Here is a 22,329-nt window from a genome sequence, read left to right on the forward strand (position 1 = left end):
GGACGCCGCGGGGGCGGCGCCCGGCCGGGGATCGGCCGGAGGATCCACCAGTGGAGGGTGTCATCTCCGCGCAATGTGACCGTTGTGGACGTACCGCCGCCGACGGCGATCGCTTCTGTGGTGGCTGCGGTGCCGAGCTGGGCGCGGTCTGCCCGCACTGCCTGCGCCCGCTCGCCGCCGACGTCGCCTTCTGCACCTCGTGCGGGGCGCCCCGGGGCGGGGCCAAGCCACCGGTGGCGGCGCCGCAGGAGGACCGCCGCCGGGTCAGTGTGCTCTTCGTCGACCTGATCGACTTCACCCCGTACGTCGAGCGGGCCGACCCGGAGCAGGTCCGCGGCATGCAGACCGGCTTCTTCTCCGCCGCCAGGCGGGTGGTCGGGCAGTACGGCGGGGTCGTCGAGAAGTACATCGGCGACGCCGTGATGGCGCTCTTCGGCGCCCCGGTGGCCACCGAGACCGATGCGCTGCGCTGCGTACGGGCCGGGCTGGAGCTGCAACGGGTGCTCACCCGGTTCACCCCGACCGGCCGTGGCGAGCTGCGCTTCCGGGTGGGCGTGGCGACCGGCGAGGCGCTGGTCGACGTGGCCGCCGCCCGCGACGGCGGCCAGGCGATCGTGGCCGGCGACGTGGTCACCACGGCGTCCCGGATGCAGTCGGTGTCCCCGCCCGGCGGGGTGCTGGTCTGCGGCGCCACCCACGCCCTGACCAAGGACGCCATCCGCTACGAGGAGCAGGCGCCGGTCACCCTGCGCGGGCGGTCCACCCCCACCGAGGTCTGGCTCGCCCTGGCCCCGGTACGCCGGCAGCCCACCGACCGGAGGCCGGACACCACCCCGCTGATCGACCGCGAGCACGAGCTGGGCCTGCTGGTCAACGCCCTGCACCGGTCGCTGCGGGACCGGCTGCCGCAGGTGGTGACCGTGTTCGGGCGGGCCGGCCTGGGCAAGAGCCGGCTGGTCCGCGAGCTGCACCGGCACGCCGAGCGGCTGGTCGACGAGCCGCTGACCTGGCGTACCGGGCGGTGCCCGCCGTTCGGGGAGAACGTCACCTTCGCCGCGCTGGCCGACATCGTGAAGACCGAGGCCGGCATCCTCGACACCGACCCGGCGTCGACCGCGGCGCAGCGGCTCACCGCCGCGGTCACCGAACTGGTCGGGCCGGCCGAGCGGGACCGGATCGTCGACGCGCTGCGCCCACTGGTCGGGCTGACCGCCGCCACGCTGCCCGCCGAGGAGGCCGAGTCGGCGTGGCGGCGGTTCCTGCTCGCGCTGGCGGCCCGGCGCCCCACCGTGCTGGTCTTCGAGGACCTGCACTGGGCCGACGACGCCATGCTGCGCTTCGTCGAACTGCTCGGTGCCGCCGCCCGGGACGTGCCGCTGCTGCTGCTCTGCACTGCCCGGCCGGAGCTGGTCGACCGGGATCCGACCTGGGCGGGGACGATCACCGGCTCGGTCACCATCACCCTGCCCCCGCTGCGGGACACCGGCATCGCCTCGCTCTACGCGCACATGTTCGGCCAGGCCGCGTTCCCCGCCGAGATGCTCACCCCGCTGGTGGAGGTGGCCGGCGGTAACCCGCTCTACGCCCACGAGTACGTCCGGATGCTCATCGAGCAGGGCGCGCTGCGCCAGTCGGGCCGCGGCTGGTCGCTGGAGAAGCACCTCGACCTGCCGATGCCGGAGAGCGTGCACGCGGTGATCGCCAACCGGGTCGACCTGCTCGACGCCAAGGACCGGGGCGTGCTGCTGGCCGCCTCGGTGGTGGGCGTGCAGTTCTGGCCGGGGGCGGTGGCCGCCGCGCTGGGCCAGCCGGTCGAGTCGGTGGAACGCGCCCTGCGCCGGCTGGAGCAGCGCGACTTCGTGCACGAGCAGGCGGCCTCCACGATGGCCGGGCAGCCGGAGTACCGGTTCCGGCACGTACTGGTCCGGGACGTCTGCTACCAGCGGCTGCCGCGGACCGAACGGGTCGCCCGGCACGAGCGGACGGCCGACTGGCTGGACGCGCTGTCGCAGAGCCGGGACACCGACCTGGCCGAGGTGCTGGCGCACCACCGCTGGGCGGCCCACGAGATCGCCCGAACGCTGGGCATGGACACCCACCGGTACGCCGGCCCGGCGCGGGCCGCGCTGCACCGGGCGGCCCGCCGGGCGTACGCCCTGCACGGGCTCGACGCGGCGGCCGCGCACGCCGGCCGGGCGCTGGGCCTGGCCGACGACAGCGACCCCGTCGGCCGGCTGCAACTGGAGCTGCTGAGCACCGAGATCTCGTTCTACCGGGACGGCAACGCGTTCCTCTCCGGCGGCGGGCCGGAGCAGCTGCACGCGCTCGCCGACCGGCTGCTCGCGCACGGCGACGACGCCGGCGCCGCCCGGGCCTGGACCCTGCTCGGTCAAGCGGCCTGGTTGCGCGCCGACCGGAGCGCGGCGGTGGCCTGCCTGGACCGCGCGGTGGCGCTCTTCGAGCCGCTGCCGGACAGCGCGCAGAAGGCGGACGCGCACGCCGAGCTGGGCCGGCTGCACATGCTCAACTACGAGCGGGACGCGGCGGTCGTCGCGGCGGAGGCGGCGGCCGGGATCGGCGCCCGGCTCGGCCTGGCGGAGGTCAACGTCAACGCCCGGATCACCGCGGCCACCGCCCGCTACCAGGCGGGCGACCGGTCGGGCCTGGACGAGCTGCACGCGTTGGTCGAGTCGAGCCGGTCGCAGCAGCTGCTCGCGCTGCCCCGGGCGTTGCAGAACCTGGCGTTCGCGGTCCGCGAGGAGGGCGACTGGCTGCGCTCGGACGCGCTGCTCACCACCGCGCCGGCCGCCCGGGGCAGCGGACAGACCCTGGCCACCAGCTATTCCGGCGAGGCGATGCGGGCGTACTTCGACGGGGAGTTCCCCCGGTTGATCGCCGCCGCCGACGCGTTCGTGGACACCCCGACCGGTGGCTGGGACATGCAGGTCCGCGGCCTGCGCTCGTGTCTGCTGGTGCTGCGCGGGCACCCGGTGCCGCCGGCGCCCCGGCCGGCCCCCAACCAGCGCACCGACGCCACCCTCGAGACGCCCCTGCACCGCGACGATGTGGCCGCCGCGCTGGACACCGCCCGGCGCAGCGGCTTCCACCGGCCGCACTGGACGATGCTCGGCATGGCCGCGCTCTGCCGGGCCCTGCAGGGCCGGGCGGAGGAGGCGGGGGAACTGGTCGACGAGCTGGCGGACTCGTGGTCGGCGGTGCCGGCGCTGGCCAGCGGCGAGTGGATCGCCGCCGGGGCGTACGCGGCCGCGCTGGCCGGCCGGGAGGCGGCGGTGCGGGTCCGCGCCATGCTGGACCGGCTCGACCACCGGACGCCCTGGTCGGAGGCGGCGTTGCGAACGGTGACCGGGGCCCTCGCGGCGGCGGACGGCGACCACCGGCGCGCCGGTGAGCTGCACCTGGCCGGCGCGGAGATCTACGCCCGGATCCCGGACGTCACCGACCGGATGCTGGCCCTCGCCCTGGCGGCGGCCGAGCTGGACCTGGCCGGGGACCCGTCGGCCACCGTGCCGCTGGCCGAGGTACGCGGGTTCGCCCAGCGCAACGAGGCCCCGGGTCTGCTGGCCCTGGCCGGCCGCCCGGTACCCGACACCGGCCCCGCCGTCGCCTGCTGACCCGCCCACGGGCGGTCAGGCGGGGACGGGCTGCTTCGGGGCGGTCTTCGCCTTCTGCGCGTACGTGTCGACGTACTCGCGGCCGGAGAGCTCCATCAGCTCGTACATGATCTCGTCGGTGACGGCCCGTTCGACGAACCGGTCGCCGGCCATGCCGGCGTAGCGGGAGAAGTCGAGCGGGGTGCCGAAGCGGATCCGCACCCGGCCGAGGTTCGGGATGATCTGGCCGGTCGGCTGGATGGCGTCGGAGTTGAGCATCGCCATCGGCACCACCAGGGCGCCGCTCTCCAGCGCGAGCCGGGCCACGCCGGTCTTGCCCCGATAGAGCCGGCCGTCCGGCGAGCGGGTGCCCTCCGGGTAGATGCCGGCGACCCCGCCGGCCCGCAGCACCCTGAGCTGGGTGTCCAGGGCGGCCCGGGCGGCCCGGCCGCCGGAGCGGTCGACCGGGATGGTGCCGGAGCCGACGAAGAACATCTTGGTCAGCCAGCCCTTGATCCCCTTACCGGTGAAGTACTCCGCCTTTGCGATGAATGTGACTTTTCGCTTGACGATGAGCGGCGTGAAGATCGAGTCCGAGAAGGAGAGGTGGTTGCTGGCCAGGATGACCGGACCGGTCTCCGGGACGTTCGCCAGCCCTTCCACCTGCGGGCGGAAGATCAGCCTCAACACCGGGCCGAGGATGACGTACTTCAGCAGCCAGTACAGCACCGGGGTCCTTCCAGGGCGGGGACGGTGACGGCCACGGCCGCCGGGGAGCGCGGGAGCGGGCCGCCGGGACGCGCCCGGGGCGCCGTCGGCGAGCGGGACTGTCGGGGAGAAGCCTACGAAGCGAGAGCGGCACGCCACAACGCACTCCCGGAACCGGGTGCCGACGTGTCACGATTCCAGGGCACGGCGTGCGGGGCGCCGGGTCGGGCCGCACCGATGGGTGCGGCGAAGGGGGGTGTTCGGTGTCAGCGGGTGGGCCCCGCCGGGGACGGCGGGACAACGGGCTCGACGCGGCCGAGTACGCGGTCGCGGGCGACGTCGATCCGCGCGTGGGCGAGCACCTGCTCGACGTGCTGGCCGCCGGCGGGATCGCCGCATACCTCCAGCCCTCCGCCGACCTGAACCCGGTCACCCGCACCACCACCGTCCCGTCCCGCCCGGTCGACCGGCTCTACGTCGACCGCTCGCACCTGACCACCGCCCGCGACTACCTCACCCAGCTCGCCGACGAGGGCGACCGCGAGCCCGCCCGGGACGACGAGCCGGACATCGAGGCCGAGTGGGCGAAGATCGTCGCCGGCTTCCACACCACCCCGGCCGCCGGGAGCCACCCGTGGCCCGCCGCCGAGGACGTCGACGACGCGGTCGACCCCGCCGGGCCGGCCGGAGGCACCGGCAGTCGGGCGGAGGAGACCACCGGTCCGACCGCCACCGACGTGCGGCGCCTGCCGTACGCGGCGGACGTCTCCGGGGTCTCGGTGGGTCGCAGCCAGCCCGACGAGCCGTCGCTGCTGGACGGGCTGGACACCTTCGGGGCCGACCTGCCGGACGACGAGGAGCACTACACCCCGCCGCCCCCGCCGCCGCTGCCGCGTTTCTCGAAGTACGCGGTGGTCGGCGTGCTCTGCATCGTGGTCGGGTTCGTGCTCTTCCTCCGCCCCAGCGTGCTGCCGGTCACCGACCCGTCGGTGGTGACGCTGCTCGGCTTCACCGGCATCCTGGCCGGCTTCGTGACGCTGATCTGGCGGCTGCGCCCCGGCGACTCCGACGAGCAGGACCCGGACGACGGTGCGGTCGTCTGAGCGGCGCCGCCGCCGACGGCCCGGATGGCGGGACGGCCACGGCCCCTGGCGGTGGGGTAACAGGGGTGTAACTTACTGTCAGTAGGAATATCGCTGTACGTCACTTCCCGCACCGACTGTCCGGGTTGTTCGTCGCTTCGGTGGTCGGTCCTCTGCTGATCGGAACGCCCGAGATGCGACAGAGTCCCCTCGTGGTGGTGGCCAACCGCCTCCCCGTCGACGACAGTGTGGCGCCGGACGGCGCCTGCGAATGGCGCCGCACCCCTGGCGGCCTGGTGAGCGCCCTGCACCCCCTGCTCCGCCACACCCCGGCCACCTGGGTCGGCTGGGCCGGCGGCACCGGCCCCGCACCGCACCTGCCCGCCGTGGACGGCGTACGGATGCAGACCGTGCCGCTGAGCGGCGACGACTTCCGCGACCACTACGAGGGGTTCGCCAACTCCACCCTCTGGCCGCTCTACCACGACGCCGTCGAGCAGCCCGAGCACCACCGCCGCTGGTGGGAGGCGTACCAGCGGGTCAACCAGCGGTTCGCCGAGGCCGCCGCCGAGGTGGCCGAGCCGGGCGGCCTGGTCTGGGTGCAGGACTACCACCTCCAACTCGTGCCGGGGCTGCTCCGCCAGCTCCGCCCCGACCTGCGGATCGGCTTCTTCCTGCACGTGCCGTTCCCGCCACCGGAGCTGTTCATGCAGCTCCCCCGCCGGGCGGAGCTGCTGCGCGGGATGCTCGGCGCCGACCTGATCGGCTTCCAGCGGGCCCAGGCCGCGCACAACTTCGCCCAGCTCGTGGCGAAGGTGCTGGAGCTGCCCGCCACCGACCGGCGGATCGGCGTCGGCGACCGGGTGGTCCGGATCGGCGCCTTCCCGGTCTCCATCGACACCGCCGAGATGGCCACGCTCGCCGCCCGGCCCGAGGTCGCCGAGCGGGCCCGCCGGCTGCGCCAGGACCTCGGCGAACCGGAGCACGTCGTGCTCAGCGTCGATCGGATGGACCACACCAAGGGCATCGAGCAGCGGCTGAAGGCGTACCGGGAGCTGCTGGCCAGCGGGGACGTCAAGGTCCGGGCCACGGTGCTGATCCAGGTGGCGGTGCCGAGCCGGGAACGGGTCGGCCAGTACCAGATCCTCCGGGACCGGGTGGAGCACCAGGTCGGCCGGATCAACGGCGAGTTCGGCCGGGTCGGCGAGCCGGCGATCCACTACCTCAACCAGCCCTTCGACCGGGCCGAGCTGGTCGCCCTCTACCGGATCGCCGACGTGATGGCGGTGACCCCGCTGCGGGACGGGATGAACCTGGTGGCCAAGGAGTACGTCGCCGCCCGGGTGGACGACACCGGGGCGCTGCTGCTCAGCGAGTTCGCCGGGGCCGCCGCCGAGCTGGAGCAGGCGTACCTGGTCAACCCGCACGACCTGGAGGGGCTCAAGCAGGCGCTGCTCACCGCGCTGCGGGCCAGGCCGGAGGACGTCTCCGCCCGGATGCGGGCGATGCGCCAACACCTGTACCGCAACGACATCCACGCCTGGGCGCGCTCCTACCTGAGCGCGCTGGACGAGAGCCGGTCCCTGCTCAGCCGGCGCACCGGCACCGACTGAACCGCCGCCCGGTCACCCGGCCGCCGGCGCTGGCTCCTTCTCCAGCCAGTCGAGGATCGCGTCGATCGGCTCCCGCCAGCGGGCGTCGAGCATCAGATCGTGCCCCATGCCGGGGAAGAGCAGCGGCGCCGAGGCGTACCGGCGGGCGGCCCGGGTCAGCGCCGCCGACGGCACCACCCGGTCGTGCGGGCTGCCCAGCACCAGCATCGGCGGGCGGCCCACCGCCGGCTCGGGCTCCCGGCCGGTGAGCAACTGCCACTGCGCCCGCCGGCTGGCCCGGCCCAGCCGCGAGACGTGCCGGCGGGCCTCGCCGTCGGGCAGCTCCCGGCTGAACAGCTGCCGGCGGTTCAGCCGCAGGCGGGCGCCGAAGACCGCCGGCAGGGTGCCGATGGGGTTGCGCCGCAGCGCCGTGCCGACGGTCCCCCACCCGCCGAGCACCGGGGCCACCAGCACCGCCGCCCGGGCCGGGTAGCGGGCCAGGGCGTGCATGACCACCCGGGCGCCGGCGCCGTGCCCCACCAGCACCGCCTGCCGCGGCAAGCCCGCCGCCACCTGGACCACGTCATGGGTGTACGCCCGCAGCGTCGCGTCCGGCGCCGGCTCGCTGCCGCCGTGCCCGCGCAGGCTCACCGCGTACGCCGGGAAGCCGCGGGCGGCGGCGTGCGCCAGCCAGTGCTCGGCGAACGCCCACGCCCCGTGCCCGAACCCGGGCACGAAGAGCAGCGGCGGTTTCGCCTGGTCCAGCTCGGGCACCACGGACAGCACCTCGCGGCGGGCCGGGCGCTCGGGACGGGCCCACTCCCACGCCCGGACGACCCGCACCCGTTCGGTTCCCGAGCTCACTTGCCCTCCAGCTCGTACAGCGCGCGCTGGAGCGCGCGCAGGTAGTTGGCGTGCCCGACCTCGAACCAGTGCCGGGTGCTGTCCTTGACCTTCCCCGAGTACCGCTCGCCGAGGCCGGCGGCGACCTTGCGGCCGAACGCGGCGGCCCGCTCCGGCCGGGTGGTCCGCAGGGCGAGCAGCCGGGCGAAGAGCACGCTCTGCCAGTGCGAGATGGTGAAGATGCCGGAGTCGGGCTGCACCAGGCCGACCACGGCCAGGGTGGGGTGGCCGGCGGCGAAGGCGTTCAGCCAGAGCCGGGGCCGCCCGGAGCCCTCCTCGTCGCCGAGCACCTGCCCCTCGAGGAACTCGAAGCGCGGCAGGTAGCCGGTGGCGAAGACGACCAGTTCGGGGTCGATCTCCCGCCCGTCGGTCAGCTCCACCGTCCGGTCGTGGAACCGGGCCACGTCCGATACCGGGGTGATCTCGCCGTGCCCCACGTAGTAGACGAGCTGGCTGTTGGCGATCGGGTGGGTCTCGTAGACCCGGTGGTCGGGCCTGGGCAGGCCGAACCGGGTCAGGTCGCCGACGGTCAGCCGCAGCGTCCAGTGGTAGAGCCACTGTCGCAACCGCAGCGGCACCCGCAGCGCGAGCAGGGTGTCGTTGACCTGGTCGGCGGGGCGGCCGAGGACGTACTTCGGGGCGTACCAGTAGCCCCGGCGGGTGGAGTGCCAGCAGCGGGACGACTGCTGGGCCGCCTCGACCGCGATGTCGCAACCGGTGTTGCCGGCGCCGACCACCAGCACCCGCTTGCCGCGCAGCTGGGCCGGGTCCTTGTAGGAGGAGGCGTGCATCACCTCGCCCCGGAACTGCTCCAGCCCCTCGTACCGGGGCAGCTTCGGGGACCAGTTGTGCCCGTTGGCGAGCACCACGGCCGCGTACCGGGAGGTGCGCTCCGGGCCGTATCCGCCGGTGCTGCGAGTGGTGACGTCCCACCGGTCCCCCTCGACCGGCTCCACCCGGACCACCTCCGTGCCGAACCAGACGTGCTGACGCAGGTCGAAGTGGTCGGCGTAGCGCTCGAAGTAGGACAGCAGCTGGGCGTGGTGCGGGTAGTCCGGCCAGTCGTCCGGCATCGGGAAGTCGGGGAACTGGGTGAACGGCCGGGACGAGATGAGGTGGGTGCTGGCGTACACCGGGCTGCGGTCGTGCCGCCAGTTCCAGGCCCCGCCGACGCCGGTCTCCCGCTCGTAGCAGTCGACGCCGAAGCCGTGCTCGCGGAGGTTCTTCACGGCGGTGAGGCCGCTGGCCCCGGCGCCGATGACGCAGACGGTGTCGCCCCGGTCGGAGACCGGACGGCCGTCCCGGGTCGGGGCGGCCGTCGGGTCCGGATCGGGACGGCCGAGGTCGGTGGAGGAGGGCACCGGGGAAATCTCCTTTGTGCGGCACGCGTGCCGGGTCGGTGCGAAATCCTGCCGAGAATGCCCGCCGTTGTCCAGCCCCTGGCCGGGGCCGGCGGGCCGGTGGCTCAGCCGGCGGTGGGCAGCAGCAGGTCGACCAGGACCGGGAAGTGGTCGCTGGCCCGGCGGGTCCGCGGGGTGTCCACCACGTCGTAGTCCACCACGGTGATCCGGGGGTCCACGAACACGGCGTCGATCCGGCGGCGCGGGTCGGCGCAGGAGTAGGTGTGCCGGTCCGCCCGGTCCGCGGCGACCGCGGTGTCGGTCAGTCCTTCCGCGACGGTCCGCCAGGCCGGCCCGTCCGGCCCCTCGTTGAGGTCGACCCCGGCGACCACCGGCAGCGTGGCTTCGGCCAGCTCCCGCTTGAACCTCGCGGCCTGCGCCGGCCGCTCCGCCGGGTCGGTGGACAGGTGCGAGCCGGCCAGCAGGAAGCGGCTCCCGCCCACCAGGCACTCGGCGTACGCGGCCCCGCGCAGGTGCCGGCCGGGGGTCAGCGGGTAGCGCTGGCAGCGGGTGGCGAGCACCCGTACCCGGAGGCTGGTCAGCAGCAGGTTGCCCAGCGACGGCAGGCCGCCGGCGGCCACCACGAGGCCGAACGAGCCGGCCAGCGAGGCGGTCTTCTGCCGCCACCGGAACCGCCGGGGCCCCTCCTGGACGACCACCACGTCCGGCGCGGCCTCCCGGACCACCTCGGCCAGCGCGGCCGGGTCGTCCCGCTGGCTGTGGATGTTGTACGACAGCACCCGCAGCGGTACGCCTCCGCCCGGCACCTCAGATCCGCCGGGCGAGGTCGGCGGCGCCGATGACCCCGGCGCTGTTGCCGAGCTCCGCGGGGCGGATCTCGGCGACCGGGAGCCGGCTGCGCTGCGCGAGGGCGTCGGTGTAGGAGCGGCGGGTCGGGCCCATCAGCAGGTCACCGGCGTCGATCACGCCACCGCCGACGACGAGCACCTGCGGGTCGAGGATCTGCGCCATGTCCGCCATGCTGGTGCCGAGCCAGCGCCCGACCTGGGCGAACGCCTCGGCGGAGACCGGGTCGCCGCCCTTCGCCGCGGCGGTCACCATCGGGCCGGTGATCGCCTCGGCCTCGCCGCCGGCCAGCTCCAGCAGGGCGGCGGCCCGGTGCGGCTCCTGGCGGGCGGCGGCGCGGGCGAACCGGACCAGGGCGCTGCCGCTGGCGTACTGCTCGATGCAGCCCAGCCGCCCGCAGCCGCACTGGTGGCCGTCCGGGACGGTGAGCATGTGGCCCAGCTCGGCGGCGATGCCGTTGGCGCCGCGGAGCAGCTCGCCGCTGAGCACGATGCCCCCGCCGACGCCGGTGCCGATGGTGAACATGACCATCGAGTCGTCGGCGTGCCGGGCCGCGCCGTAGCGGAACTCGGCCCACGCGGCCACGTTCGCGTCGTTCTCCACGATCACCGGCAGGCCGGCGGCGTTGCTGACGTACTCGCGCAGCGGCTCGTCCCGCCAGGCCAGGTTGGGGGCGAAGAGCACGGTGGAGCGGGAGGCGTCGATCCAGCCGGCCGCGCCGATCCCGACCGCCTCGATGGCACGGCCGGTGGCCAGCTCGGTGACCACCTCGATGATCACGTCGCGCGTCTTGGCCACGTCATCGGCGGGGGTGTCCCGTCGAGTCTGCACGAGAACTGCGCCGGTGTCGTCCACGACACCGCCGGCCACCTTCGTGCCACCGACGTCGACTCCGATGGTCAGCGTCACCGCTGCCGCTCCCCTCTGCTGTGCTGCCTGACCTCGTCCGGAACCGGCCGGGCAAGGTCGGGATGTCCGTTGGTCAGGCCCCGTCGCCTGGTGCGCCCTCGCCCACCTCGCCGGACACCCGCGAGGCGGGCACCACGGGACGGCTGGCCGGCGGCCGGATCGTCACCGGCGCGTCCGGCCCGGCGGCATCGGCGGGCGGCACGACGGCACCCGGGTCGGCCGCCCCCTCCCCCCGGGTGGCGGCGGACCACACGTCCTGCTCGGGTGCCGGCTGAGAATCATGCCCGGTACGGGTCGCCTCGCGCCACACGTGGTCCCCGGTCGGAGTTCCGGCGCTCGCCCGCTCGGCGCCGCCGGCGGTCGCCGGGCCGGCCGGCGCGGTGGGCTCGGCCGGGGCGAACGCGCGCAGCAGACTGGCCACGCCGGCGGCCAGATCGCCCGCCCCGGTGGCGAGCCGCTCGGCGAATTCCGGACTCGGGTCACGCAAGGCCGCGATACCGCGACATACCGGGCAGACACAGCATTCGGGCGATCCGGTGGCGAAGCCCCCACCGCCTGCGGCGGCGCCGGGTGACGCCGCGCCCCGGTCGTCGGAACCGGCGCCGCCCGGGGTGTGACCGAGGACACCCGAAAGGATCCCCCCGAGCGGACCCCAGGGGCCCGACCCGGGCGCGGCGGCGGCCAGCCGGGCGGTGGACAGCAGCATGGCGACGAGGCGTTCCGCCTCTTCCCGGGCCGAACCCGGATCAGTGGTGCCCATGGGTCGGCTCCTCTACCGTGACGACCGGTTCGCGGTCGGGTCAGTGGGCCGCACCGGGTGCTTCTACCCGGCGCTTGAGCTGCTTCAACGCCGCATCCATGATCATTTTCTCGGCTTTGCGGCGAAACATGCCGAGCATGGCCACGGAGAGCTCCACCTCCAGGGTGTAGGTCACCGTGGTGGTGCCGTCCGGGTTGCCGGCCAGGTCGTAGGACCCGCGCTGCGACTTCTGCATCTTCGAGGGCTCCACCAGGTGCCACTCGATCCGGGAGATGTCCTCGGCGTACTCGTAGACCAGCACGTACTCGTCGGCCATGACGCCGGCGTCGATGGTGAACCGGACCTGACTGGCGTAGCCGTCCTCGTACTCCTCGATCACCTCCGCGCGCCGCACCGCGTCGGCCCACTCGGGGTAGCGGGGGAAGTCGCAGATGACCGCCGCCACCCGGTCCGGTGACGCGCCGATGATGATCGACTGGGTGGAGGAGTCCGCCATGGGGGGAGGCTACCCGGCGGCGGCCGGCCGCGCCCCGCTCCACCCCCGCCCGTCGCGGCGCGCCCCGGGGCGCCTTGTGTCCCACCAACCGGGCGGGCAACCTCCCCACCTCACCCGCGCGGACGGGCGGGTAGGTTTCGACAGAGCCGACCCACGGCCGGCCCGGCCAGTGCGAGCACGAGGGAGTGCAGGTGCGCGAGTTCTCCGTTCCGCCGATCGTCACCGTCGGGGACCCGGCCAACCTGACCGACCCGGTCTGGGACAACGCCGAGACCGCCCCCGACGCGGTGCAGTTCGTCCGGCGGGCCAGCGCCGACGGCGCCGCCGACGTCACCTGCCGCCAGTTCCGCGACGAGGTGGTCGCGGTGGCCCGCGGCCTGGTCGCCGCCGGCATCTCCCCCGGCGACCGGGTCGCGCTGATGAGCCGCACCCGCTACGAGTGGACCCTGTTCGACTACGCCATCTGGGCCGCCGGCGCGGTCACCGTGCCGATCTACGAGACGTCCAGCGCCGAGCAGGCCGCCTGGATCCTCGCCGACTCCGGCGCGGTCGCCGCGGTGGTGGAGACCACCGCGCACGCCACCCTCGTCGCCGGGATCCGCGACCGGCTGCCCGAGCTGCGCGAGGTCTGGCAGATCCAGCTGGGCGCGGTGGACCAGCTGGTCGCCGCCGGCGAGTCGGTCGACCCGGCCGAGATCGAGGTACGCCGCACCACCGTCAAGGCCGACGACATCGCCACCATCATCTACACCAGTGGCACCACCGGCCGCCCCAAGGGCTGCGTGCTGACCCACCGCAACATGTACGCCGACATCGCCAACGCGGTGCCGGTGCTGCCGAACCTGTTCCGGCCGGGCGCCTCGACCCTGCTCTTCCTGCCCCTCGCGCACGCGTTCGCCCGGCTCATCCAGATCGGCGTGGTGCAGGCCCGGGCCACCATGGCGCACTGCACGGACACCAAGAACCTGGTCGCCGAGCTCCAGGAGTTCAAGCCGACCTTCGTGCTCTCCGTGCCCCGGGTCTTCGAGAAGGTCTACAACGGCGCGCGGCAGAAGGCCGAGGCCGAGGGGAAGGGCAAGATCTTCGACCGGGCCGAGAAGGTCGCGATCGCGTACAGCGAGGCGCTGGAGACCGCCGACGGGCCGGGCCTGGCGCTGCGCGCCCAGCACGCGGTCTTCGACAAGCTGGTCTACCGCAAGCTGCGGGCGGCGCTGGGCGGCCGGTGCCGCGACGCGATCTCCGGCGGCGCCCCGCTCGGCGCTCGGCTCGGGCACTTCTTCCGCGGCGTCGGGGTGACGGTCTGCGAGGGCTACGGCCTCACCGAGACCTCCCCCGCCGCCGCCGCGAACCTGCCCACCGGCACGAGGATCGGCACGGTCGGCCGCCCGCTGCCCGGCGTCACTGTCCGGATCGAGGACGACGGCGAGATCCTGATCTCCGGCGAGCTGGTCTTCCGGGGCTACTGGCACAACGAGACGGCCACCGCCGAGGCGCTCAGCCCGGACGGCTGGTTCCGCACCGGCGACCTGGGACGGCTCGACGAGGACGGCTACCTGAGCATCACCGGCCGGAAGAAGGAGATCATCGTGACCGCGGGCGGCAAGAACGTCGCCCCGGCGGTGCTGGAGGACCAGGTCCGCGCCCACTCGCTGGTCAGCCAGTGCGTGGTGGTCGGCGACCGGCAGCCGTTCATCGCGGCACTGGTCACCATCGACGAGGAGGCGCTGCCGAAGTGGCTGGCCGCGCACGGCCGGCCGGAGGACACCAGCGTGGCCGACCTGCGCGACGACGAGGCGCTGCGGGCCGAGGTCCAGGGCGCGGTCGACCAGGCCAACCAGGCGGTCTCCAAGGCCGAGGCGATCAAGGTGTTCCGGATCCTGCCGCAGGACTTCACCGAGGCCACCGGCGAGCTGACCCCGTCGCTGAAGGTCAAGCGGCAGGTCGTGCACAAGACGTACGCGGCAGAGATCGCGGACATCTACCGGCGCTGACTACCATCCGTCACGTGCCCGCCTCTACACCCGGCCAACCGCAGACGCAGCCGCTCGCGGCGGCCGCGCGCCTGGTCCTCCTCGCGCTGGTCGCCGCCCTGACCCTGTTCGCCACCCGCGACGTCGCCGCCCTCTGGTGGATCGCCCTGCTGGGCGTCGCCGGGCTGCCGGCCGTGCTGGCCCCGCAGCACCGGCTGCTCGGGCTGCTCAGCCGCTTCGCCGAGGTGGTGGTGCTCGGGCTGGCCGCCAGCCAGATCGCGGCCGACACCCGGCTGACCGGGGTGACCGGCGGACTGGGCGCCTCGGCGGTGCTGCCGTACCTGGCGGTGCCGGTCACCGTGACGGCACTGCGCCGCCGGTTCCGCGAGGGGGCGGCGCTGCTCGCCGTCGCGGCGGCCACCCTGCTGGTCAGCGCGGCGTTCACCACGGTCGGCGGCGGGCGACAGCTCGCCCAGCTCGGCTACCTGGCGGTCTGCGCGCAGTGGCTGATCCTGGCCGGCCTCGGTCTCTACACCGCCGGCACCTTCCAGCGGGTGGTGCGGGTCCGGGGCGAGGGCAAGCCGCAGCCGTACGCGGAGGCCACTCGGCTGCTGACCCAGCTCCGTACGGTGGCCCGCCAGCTGCCCGGCGCGACCCTGGACCCCGGCGGCATCTCCGAGCACCTGCTGGAGGAGCTGCGGGTGGTGGCCAAGACCGACCGGGGGGCGGTGCTGTCCGCCTCCGGCGGCGGCCGGCTGGTGGTGCTCGCCCAGGTCGGCGCGGGCCGGGTGGACTGGGAGACCACGCTCGACGCGGACTCGGCCATCGCCGACGCCTGGGCCAGCCAGCAGCCGCAGACCGCGTCCCGCTCGCAGGCCCGCTCCCCGCACTCGGGTGAGGTCTCGGCGCTGATCGTGCCGCTGGTGGCCGGGGTCCGCACGGTCGGCCTGGTGGTCATCGAGGCGGACACCGCCCACGCGTACCCGCCGGCGGTGGTGTCCCGGGTGACCGCGCTGACCGGGCCGGCGGCGCTGCGGCTGGAGGCCGCCCTGCTCTTCGACGAGGTGCGGTCGCTGGCCACCAACGAGGAGCGGCAGCGGCTGGCCCGGGAGATCCACGACGGGGTCGCCCAGGAGTTGGTGATGGTCGGCTACGGCATCGACAACGCCCTGGCCACCGTGCACGACGATGCCGAGGAGACCGCCGACTCGCTGCGTACGCTCCGGCAGGAGGTCACCCGGGTGATCACCGAGCTGCGGCTGAGCCTGTTCGAACTGCGCAGCGAGGTGGACCGGCACGGCGGACTGGCCGCCGCGATCGCCGAGTACGCGCGGACCGTCGGCGCGTCCGGCGGGCTGCGGGTGCACCTGTCCCTGGACGAGTCCACCGCCCGGCTGCCCGCCGCCACGGAGGCCGAGCTGCTGCGCATCGCGCAGGAGGCGGTGACCAACGCGCGCAAGCACGCCGGGGCGGCCAACCTGTGGGTCACCTGTGAGGTGGACCCCCCGTACGCCCAGATCGAAGTGTCGGATGACGGTCACGGCATCGGTGACCAGCGCCCTGACGGGCACTATGGTCTTGCGATCATGGCGGAGAGGGCGGAACGTATCCGGGGCCGGTTGGAGATCAGACCGCGGCAACCCAGCGGAACGACCGTGGCGGTGGTACTCGGCTCCTCGCCCCGGCGCGATAAGGTGCGCGGCAGCGCAGCAGCAGAAGGGGAGTAACCCGAGGATGACCACTAGTCCGACACCGGCCACCCGTACCAAGGTTCTCCTTGTCGACGATCACGACCTGATCCGCAAGGGACTGCGGCACGCCTTCGAGCGGGACCGGCAGTTCGAGGTCGTGGGCGAGGCCGCCACGGCCGCCGAGGGCGTGCGCCAGGCCGGCGCCCTCCAGCCGGACGTGGTGATCATGGATCTGCGGCTGCCCGACGGCAGCGGCCTGGAGGCCACCCGCGCGCTGCGCAAGTCCAGCGCCTCGATGGGCATCGTCGTGCTCACCATGTACGCCGGCGACGACCAGCTCTTCGGCGCCCTGGAGGCGGGCGCGAGCGCGTTCGTGCCGAAGACCGCCCCGGCCGACGAGGTGGTGGCCGCCGCCCGGCACGCCGCCTCCTCCCCGAGCGCGTTCACGGCGGCCGACCTGGCCGAGGCGATGAAGCGCCGGCTGGCCCCGTCCGGCCCGCAGCTCTCCCCCCGCGAGGGCCAGGTGCTGCGGCTGCTCGCCGACGGCATGAGCGTCGCCGGCATCGCCAAGCAGCTCTTCGTCAGCGAGTCGACCGCCAAGACGCACATCTCGAAGCTCTACGAGAAGCTGGGCGCGGCCAACCGGGCCCAGGCGCTGATGACCGCGCTGCGGCTCGGTCTGCTGGAGGCCCCGGACGCGCCGAAGTTCTGACGGCGCTCCGGCAGCTCGTCGGATGAGGCCCGGGTCCGGACGCCGGACGCGGGCCTCTCCGGCATTCCGCGCCAACTCCGACTCCTGACGGCGAGGGGTCGGTGGCGCAACGACGATGGTCTTTGCACCGCGACAGCGGGCGGGCAGAATACCCGGAGTGGCCGGCGTGGGCGACGACCCCGCGCGCTGTCGAGCAAAGGGGCAAAGGCATGCAGCGGCCGGACTGGGCACCCGACACGATCGACATCGAGCGCCCCAGCGTCGCCCGCATGTACGACTACTACCTCGGCGGCTCGCACAACTTCGCGGCCGACCGGGCGGCGGCCCGGGCCATGATGGACGCGGTGCCGCAGGCCCCGCTGATGGCCCAGGCCAACCGGGCGTTCCTGCGCCGGGCGGTGCAGTTCCTCGCCGAGTCGGGGGTACGCCAGTTCCTCGACATCGGCTCCGGCATCCCCACCGTCGGCAACGTGCACGAGATCGCCCAGCGGGTCGCCCCGGAGAGCCGGGTGGTCTACGTCGACGTCGACCCGGTCGCCGTGGCGCACAGCCGGGAGATCCTGGCCGGCAACGACCGGGCCACGGTGATCCAGGAGGACCTGCGCCGACCCACGGCGATCCTCGGCCACCCCGAGGTGACGAAGCTGCTGGACTTCTCCCAGCCGGTCGCCGTCATGATCGTCGCGGTGCTGCACTTCATCCCGTACGCGGACCAGCCCGAGGAGATCCTGCGGACGCTGCGGGCGGCGCTGGCGCCCGGCAGCTACCTGGTGCTGTCGCAGGCCAGCGACGACGGCCGGAGCGAGACGGGCGAGCGGGCGGCGGCCGAGCGGGTCTACCGCCGCACCGACAGCGAGCTCTGGATCCGCAGCCGGGCCGAGCTGACCGCGCTCTTCGACGGCTTCGAGCTGGTGGACCCGGGCGTGGTCTGGGTGCCGCAGTGGCGGCCGGAGTCCCCGGAGCAGGCGGAGGACGCCGCCCGGTCGGTCTTCATGGGCGGCGTCGGGCGGCTCGGTGGGTGACCGGGCCGGCGCGGCCCGCGCGTGCCCGGGCACCTTCGCCCGGGCCTGGGCCACGGCGGTCTCCGGGACCAGCTACCTGCCGATGACGCGGGCGCAACTGGAGGCGCTGCTCCAGCGGCTCACCGAGCGGCTGGCCGTGGCGATCCAGTCCGAGCCGTTCGACCTGCGGGTCGGCCAGCAGGTCGGCGCGGAGCTGGTGCAGGCGCACATCGCCTCCGCCGAAGGGCTGGGCCGGACCATCGAGGTCATCCAGCTCCGCCTGGTCCGTGACCTCGGCCTGGTCGCCGAGGACGTCGAGGACCGGATGGCCCGGCTGCTCGCCACCGTCGCCACCGGGTACGCCCGGGCCCTGCGCGACCGCACCCTGGACGAGCAGGAGTCCATCCGGCGGGCCGCAATGATGGCCCGGGCGCAGGCCGAACGGGCGCTGCGGGACAGCGAGACCCGCTTCCGCCACCAGGCCACCCACGACCCGCTCACCGCCCTGCCCAACCGCGCCCTGTTCACCGAGCGGCTCGCCGCCGCGATCACCGCGCCGGGCCGGGGCGCCGACCGGGTCGGGGTCTGCTTCCTCGACCTGGACCGGTTCAAAGTGGTCAACGACTCCCTCGGCCACCAGGTCGGCGACCTGCTGCTGGTCTCCGTGGCGGAGCGGCTGCGCCGGGCCCTCGGCGAGCACCTGGTGGCCCGGCTCGGCGGGGACGAGTTCGTCATCCTCGTCGAGCGCGCCGCCGGCACCGAGGACGTGGTCAAGGTGGCCGAGACGGCACTCGCCGTGGTGAGCGAGCCGGCGCTGGTGGACGGGCACGAGCTGACCGTGTCGGCCAGCATCGGCATCGTGGCACGGCCGGTGGCCGGCACCTCGCCGTCGGAGCTGATGCAGGCCGCCGACAGCACCCTGCACTGGGCCAAGGCGGCCGGCGGGGCCCGCTGGTCGATCTTCGATGCCGACCGCAATCGACGGGAGCTGGCCCGGTACGCCCTTTCCGCGGCCATCCCCGCCGCCCTCGACCGGGGCGAGTTCTATCTCGACTACCAGCCGCTGACCTCGCTGCGCGACGGCCGGGTGCTCGGCCTGGAGGCGCTGGTCCGTTGGCGCCACCCGGAGCTGGGCGTGCTCCGGCCGGACAGCTTCATCGGGCTGGCCGAGGAGACCGGGCTGATCGTGCCACTCGGCGGCTGGGTGCTGGCCGAGGCGTGCCGGGAGGCGCGGGGCTGGGCCGACGCCGCCGGCGGCGCCCCGTTCGTCAGCGTGAACCTGGCGGTGCAGCAGGTACGCCGGCCGGGGCTGGTGGACGAGGTGTGCGCGCTGCTGCGGCGTACCGGCCTGCCGCCCGGGCGACTCCAGCTGGAGATCACCGAGAGCACCATGATGAGCACCGTCGAGGAGCCGGTACGCGCGCTGCGGGTCCTGGCCGACCTGGGCGTCCGGATCGCCATCGACGACTTCGGCACCGGCTACTGCAACCTGGCGTACCTGCGCGGGTTGCCGGTGACCGAGCTGAAGGTGGCCGGCGAGTTCGTGGCCGGGCTGCGCGCCCCGGCCGACGACCCGGCCAGCCGCACCGACGAGCGGATCCTCGCCTCGCTGGTGGCGCTGGCCCACGCGCTGGACGTGACGGTGACCGCCGAGGGCGTGGAGACCGGCGAGCAGGCCGAGCGGTTGCGGGCGATCGGCTGCGACGCGGCGCAGGGCTGGCAATTCGGCCGGCCCGGCCCGGCGGCGCAGCACCTGGGCGGCTCGCCCGCCCTCTCCGGCAACACCGTCTGACCGCGCCGGGTCAGGCCCGGGAGGTCAGCCGGCGAGGAGGGCGGCCATCCGCTCGGCCTGGGTCTCCCAGCGCCACTCCTTCTCCACCCAGGCGCGCCCGGCCGCACCGAGCTGGCGGGCCAGGTCCCGGTCGGCGAGCAGGGTGGCCACCCGGTCGGCGAGCTGGGCCACGTCCCGGCCGCGCACCACGTACCCGGTCTCGCCCTCCCGGGCGGCGTCCGGCGCGCCACCCGAGTCGCCGGCCACCACCGGCAGCCCGGTCGCGCTGGCCTCCAGGTAGACGATGCCCAGCCCCTCCACGTCCAGCCCCCGGTTGCGGGTCCGGCACGGCATGGCGTACACGTCGCCGGCGGCGTAGTGGGCGGGCAGCTCGGCCGACGGCACCGAGCCGGTGAAGACCACCTCGCGTTCCACGCCGGTCTGCCGGGCCAGCTTCTCCAGCGTCGCCCGGTACGGCCCGCCGCCCACCACCAGCAGCGCCGCGTCCGGCACCCGGCGCCGGATCTCGGGCATCGCCCGGATCAGCATGTCCTGCCCCTTGCGCGGCACCAGCCGGGAGACGCAGACCACCACGGGCCGGTCGGCCAGCCCCAGCCGCACCCGCACCCGCTCCCCGTCGACGGACGGGTGGTAGGTGTCCACATCCACGCCGGGGGCGAGCCGGCGCAGCTCGGTCACCCCGTCCAGCACCCGGGCCAGCCGGACCCGGGTGTACTCGCCCAGGTAGGTGGTGACGTCCACGCCTCGGCCGATCCGGCGCAGCAGGGACCGGGCGCCGGGCAGCGCCGCCCAGCCGACCTCGTGCCCGTGGGTGAGGGCCACCGCCCGCCGGATCCCGGCCCGCCGGCGCAGCCCCGCCGCGAGCAGCCCCAGCGGGGCCGCCGCGCCGAACCACACCGTGTCGCAGTCGTACGCCCGGGCCAGCTTCGCGGCGCGCCGGGCGACCAGCGGGGTGGGCAGCAGCACCTTGGTGCGCTCCCGGATCACCTCGAAGGGCTGGTCGGCGTCGAACTTCGCGGCGCCCCGCCAGCTCGACGCGTACACCACCACCGAGCCGGGGGGCTGGCGGACGGCGAGGTGGTGCACGAAGGACTGGATGCCGCCGGGGCGGGGCGGGAAGTCGTTGGTGATCAGCAAGGTCCGGCTCATCTGCCGATCTCCCTGGCGTAGGCGCGGGCGGCGGCCATCCGCTCCACGGTGGACGGATGGGACGCCGACCAGAGGTACTCCCAGCGGGGCGGGTCGGGGTCGGCCAGGTTCACCCCGGCCAGGCGACGCTGCATGTCCTCGAAGGTGGCCGGGTCGCCGGTCAGCGCGAGGGCGTGCGCGTCGGCCCGGGCCTCCACCCGACGCGAGACCAGGGCCTGCACCGGGGTGGCCACCAGTCCGGCGACCGTGATCAGCGCGACGAGCAGTGGGAACGCCCGCGGTTGGGCGATCGAGTCGACCCCGGCCAGCCGCAGCAGCGGCGCCCACGAGCCGATCAGGTAGAGGGCCACCACCGCGACGGCGGCACCGAGCGCCCCGACGAGCGTGCCGGTCCAGACGTCCCGGTCCCTGGCGTGCCCCAGCTCGTGCGCGACCACGCTGGTCACCTCGCCCGGGGCCGCCTCCCGCAGCAGGGTGTCGTAGACCACCACCCGCCGGGTCGGCCCGAGCCCGGAGACGTACGCGTTGACCGCCCGGGTCCGCCGGGAGGCGTCGGCGACCAGCACGTCGCGGACCGGCACCCCGTCCCGGGCGGCCAGGCTCATCAGCTCGGTCCGTAGCGGGCCGGGCTCCATCGGGGTGAACCGGTTGAACACCGGCTCCACCAACACCGGCAGCACGAACGACAGCAGCACCACCAGCAGGGCGGCACCGGCCGCACCGAACGCCCACCACCAGCGCGAGGCGAGCCGGACCACCGAGTAGAAGCCGAGCAGGACGAGCGCGCCGATGAACGCGCTGACCGCGTACGACTTGAGCAGGTCCACCGCCCAGCCGCCCCAGCCCTGGGTGCTCAGCCCGTAGCGGGTGAGCACGGTCTGCCGCCAGGCGGCGAAGGGCAGGGTGAGCAGGTCGGCGAGGAGCATCACGGCCAGTCCGCCGAGAACCGCCTGGGCGATCCAGTGGTCGCCGAAGGGGCGGCCGGCCAGCACCACCAGGCGACCGCCGAGCGGGGTGAGCCCGAGCACCAACGCCACCACCAGGCCGACCGCGAGCGCCGACCACGCGGCCGGGCGCAGCGCGCCGTGGAAGGCCCGGCCCCGGGCCACCTGCTCGACCGGGAGGGAGCGCAGCGCGGCCACCTGGTCGACGCGGGGCGCCGGCGGCCGGCTCCACGGGATCAGCAGCGCGCCGGCGACCACCAGCGCGACGACCAGCCCGGCCAGGGTCAGCAGCGCCCAGCCGCGCGGGCTCACCGCCCCACCCCGCCCTCGCGTCGTGCCCGTTTCATGCCGCTCCTCCCGCCATGAGCGCCCATCCTAAGGCCCGCCGCGCCCGCGCGGCGCCGGCCCGGCGCCCGGATCCGGTCCGGACCGCCGACCGGCGGTGCCAGCTGCACGGAAGGCCGGGACATCGGCGCGACGGGTCGCTCACGAGGCGTCCCCGGGCCCGAAACGGGCGGGCGGTCAGGCGACGCGCCGGCGACGGTCCGGCCGGCGGCCGGACCGGGCGGGCGGGACGGGCAGCACCTCCACCTCGAAGCCGGCGCGGGCGAACACCTCGATCGCCCGGTGCTCGGCGGGGCCGAGGTCGGCCGCCGGCACGCCGGTGTCGAGCAGCGCGGTCACCAGGCAGCCGGAGCAGCCGGCGCCGCGGATCCCGCAGGTGTCGCAGTCGACGAGCATCAACGCCTCCTGACGCGGTCGCCGGTGGCGGACGGGGGACTCTCGTCGCCGCCCGACCACC

18 protein-coding genes are annotated in these 22,329 nt (G+C 74.7%); 8 read left to right on the forward strand and 10 right to left on the reverse strand.

Features of this window, described 5'->3' with window-relative positions; translation table 11 throughout:
- Positions 1–50 precede the first annotated feature (50 nt).
- Positions 51–3,632, forward strand: coding sequence for an ATP-binding protein (locus tag ACFYOS_RS09985; protein WP_387137848.1), 3,582 nt, complete (start codon positions 51–53; stop codon positions 3,630–3,632).
- Between the two features lie 15 nt (positions 3,633–3,647).
- Here ACFYOS_RS09985 and ACFYOS_RS09990 read toward each other — a convergent pair whose 3' ends face one another.
- Entirely contained in the window at positions 3,648–4,340 is a 693-nt protein-coding gene (locus tag ACFYOS_RS09990; RefSeq protein ID WP_387137850.1) for a lysophospholipid acyltransferase family protein, read from the reverse strand.
- Between the two features lie 242 nt (positions 4,341–4,582).
- On the opposite strand from ACFYOS_RS09990, the gene ACFYOS_RS09995 reads away from it, so the two are divergent.
- Positions 4,583–5,422 (forward strand): DUF308 domain-containing protein, encoded by an 840-nt coding sequence (locus tag ACFYOS_RS09995; RefSeq protein ID WP_387137853.1) that lies wholly within the window; start codon positions 4,583–4,585, stop codon positions 5,420–5,422.
- Between the two features lie 173 nt (positions 5,423–5,595).
- Entirely contained in the window at positions 5,596–7,014 is a 1,419-nt protein-coding gene (locus tag ACFYOS_RS10000; protein WP_387137856.1) for a trehalose-6-phosphate synthase, read from the forward strand.
- 12 nt (positions 7,015–7,026) lie between these two features.
- Here the strand turns inward: ACFYOS_RS10000 and ACFYOS_RS10005 are convergent, their stop codons facing one another.
- From ACFYOS_RS10005 to ACFYOS_RS10030, 6 genes are all read right to left on the reverse strand, one after another.
- Positions 7,027–7,857 carry an alpha/beta hydrolase gene (locus ACFYOS_RS10005; protein WP_387137858.1) on the reverse strand — a complete coding sequence of 277 codons (831 nt, stop codon included), beginning with the start codon at positions 7,855–7,857 and terminating at the stop codon, positions 7,027–7,029.
- Positions 7,854–9,257 carry a flavin-containing monooxygenase gene (locus tag ACFYOS_RS10010; protein WP_387137861.1) on the reverse strand — a complete coding sequence of 468 codons (1,404 nt, stop codon included), beginning with the start codon at positions 9,255–9,257 and terminating at the stop codon, positions 7,854–7,856. Before ACFYOS_RS10010 ends, ACFYOS_RS10005 begins: the two co-directional genes overlap by 4 nt.
- Before the next feature lie 104 nt (positions 9,258–9,361).
- Positions 9,362–10,063, reverse strand: coding sequence for an endonuclease/exonuclease/phosphatase family protein (locus ACFYOS_RS10015; RefSeq protein ID WP_387137863.1), 702 nt, complete (start codon positions 10,061–10,063; stop codon positions 9,362–9,364).
- Position 10,064: 1 nt separating this feature from the next.
- Entirely contained in the window at positions 10,065–11,012 is a 948-nt protein-coding gene (locus tag ACFYOS_RS10020) for an ROK family glucokinase (RefSeq protein ID WP_387137866.1), read from the reverse strand.
- 73 nt (positions 11,013–11,085) lie between these two features.
- Positions 11,086–11,772, reverse strand: coding sequence for a hypothetical protein (locus ACFYOS_RS10025; protein ID WP_387137869.1), 687 nt, complete (start codon positions 11,770–11,772; stop codon positions 11,086–11,088).
- 40 nt (positions 11,773–11,812) lie between these two features.
- Positions 11,813–12,268 (reverse strand): SRPBCC family protein, encoded by a 456-nt coding sequence (locus ACFYOS_RS10030; protein ID WP_387137872.1) that lies wholly within the window; start codon positions 12,266–12,268, stop codon positions 11,813–11,815.
- Positions 12,269–12,459: 191 nt separating this feature from the next.
- Here ACFYOS_RS10030 and ACFYOS_RS10035 point away from each other — a divergent pair, with 191 nt between their 5' ends.
- The 5 genes from ACFYOS_RS10035 to ACFYOS_RS10055 all read left to right on the forward strand — a co-directional run bounded on the left by ACFYOS_RS10035 (position 12,460) and on the right by ACFYOS_RS10055 (position 19,434).
- Complete coding sequence (locus ACFYOS_RS10035) at positions 12,460–14,259, forward strand: AMP-dependent synthetase/ligase (RefSeq protein ID WP_387137875.1); 1,800 nt, start codon at positions 12,460–12,462, stop codon at positions 14,257–14,259.
- A 14-nt stretch (positions 14,260–14,273) separates the two neighbouring features.
- Positions 14,274–15,965, forward strand: coding sequence for a GAF domain-containing sensor histidine kinase (locus ACFYOS_RS10040; protein ID WP_387137877.1), 1,692 nt, complete (start codon positions 14,274–14,276; stop codon positions 15,963–15,965).
- Between the two features lie 7 nt (positions 15,966–15,972).
- Positions 15,973–16,641, forward strand: a complete 669-nt coding sequence (locus ACFYOS_RS10045; protein ID WP_007072219.1) for a response regulator transcription factor — start codon at positions 15,973–15,975, stop codon at positions 16,639–16,641.
- Positions 16,642–16,850: 209 nt separating this feature from the next.
- Entirely contained in the window at positions 16,851–17,663 is an 813-nt protein-coding gene (locus ACFYOS_RS10050) for an SAM-dependent methyltransferase (protein ID WP_387137880.1), read from the forward strand.
- Between the two features lie 82 nt (positions 17,664–17,745).
- Positions 17,746–19,434 (forward strand): putative bifunctional diguanylate cyclase/phosphodiesterase, encoded by a 1,689-nt coding sequence (locus tag ACFYOS_RS10055; protein WP_387137950.1) that lies wholly within the window; start codon positions 17,746–17,748, stop codon positions 19,432–19,434.
- 24 nt (positions 19,435–19,458) lie between these two features.
- On the opposite strand, the gene ACFYOS_RS10060 is transcribed toward ACFYOS_RS10055, so the two are convergent.
- From ACFYOS_RS10060 to ACFYOS_RS10070, 3 genes are all read right to left on the reverse strand, one after another.
- The gene (locus ACFYOS_RS10060; RefSeq protein WP_387137883.1) at positions 19,459–20,583 is read right to left on the reverse strand and encodes a glycosyltransferase family 4 protein; all 1,125 of its coding nucleotides are present in this window, start codon (positions 20,581–20,583) and stop codon (positions 19,459–19,461) included.
- Entirely contained in the window at positions 20,580–21,839 is a 1,260-nt protein-coding gene (locus tag ACFYOS_RS10065; protein ID WP_387137886.1) for a M48 family metallopeptidase, read from the reverse strand. The genes ACFYOS_RS10060 and ACFYOS_RS10065 overlap by 4 nt, the downstream gene beginning before the upstream one ends.
- Positions 21,840–22,049: 210 nt before the next feature.
- Entirely contained in the window at positions 22,050–22,268 is a 219-nt protein-coding gene (locus ACFYOS_RS10070; RefSeq protein ID WP_387137889.1) for a hypothetical protein, read from the reverse strand.
- Positions 22,269–22,329 lie beyond the last annotated feature (61 nt).

This window comes from Micromonospora sp. NPDC005806 (genome assembly GCF_042871425.1).
Lineage (GTDB): Bacteria > Actinomycetota > Actinomycetes > Mycobacteriales > Micromonosporaceae > Micromonospora.

What these genes read in the sequence shown, in the direction of transcription:
- ACFYOS_RS10070 (WP_387137889.1), bottom strand. Translation starts at nt 22,268, where the DNA reads ATGCTCGTCGACTGCGACACCTGCGGGATCCGCGGCGCCGGCTGCTCC.
- ACFYOS_RS10050 (WP_387137880.1), top strand. Translation starts at nt 16,851, where the DNA reads ATGCAGCGGCCGGACTGGGCACCCGACACGATCGACATCGAGCGCCCC.
- ACFYOS_RS10025 (WP_387137869.1), bottom strand. Translation starts at nt 11,772, where the DNA reads ATGGGCACCACTGATCCGGGTTCGGCCCGGGAAGAGGCGGAACGCCTC.
- ACFYOS_RS10000 (WP_387137856.1), top strand. Translation starts at nt 5,596, where the DNA reads ATGCGACAGAGTCCCCTCGTGGTGGTGGCCAACCGCCTCCCCGTCGAC.
- ACFYOS_RS10055 (WP_387137950.1), top strand. Translation starts at nt 17,746, where the DNA reads ATGACGCGGGCGCAACTGGAGGCGCTGCTCCAGCGGCTCACCGAGCGG.
- ACFYOS_RS10060 (WP_387137883.1), bottom strand. Translation starts at nt 20,583, where the DNA reads ATGAGCCGGACCTTGCTGATCACCAACGACTTCCCGCCCCGCCCCGGC.
- ACFYOS_RS10045 (WP_007072219.1), top strand. Translation starts at nt 15,973, where the DNA reads ATGACCACTAGTCCGACACCGGCCACCCGTACCAAGGTTCTCCTTGTC.
- ACFYOS_RS10030 (WP_387137872.1), bottom strand. Translation starts at nt 12,268, where the DNA reads ATGGCGGACTCCTCCACCCAGTCGATCATCATCGGCGCGTCACCGGAC.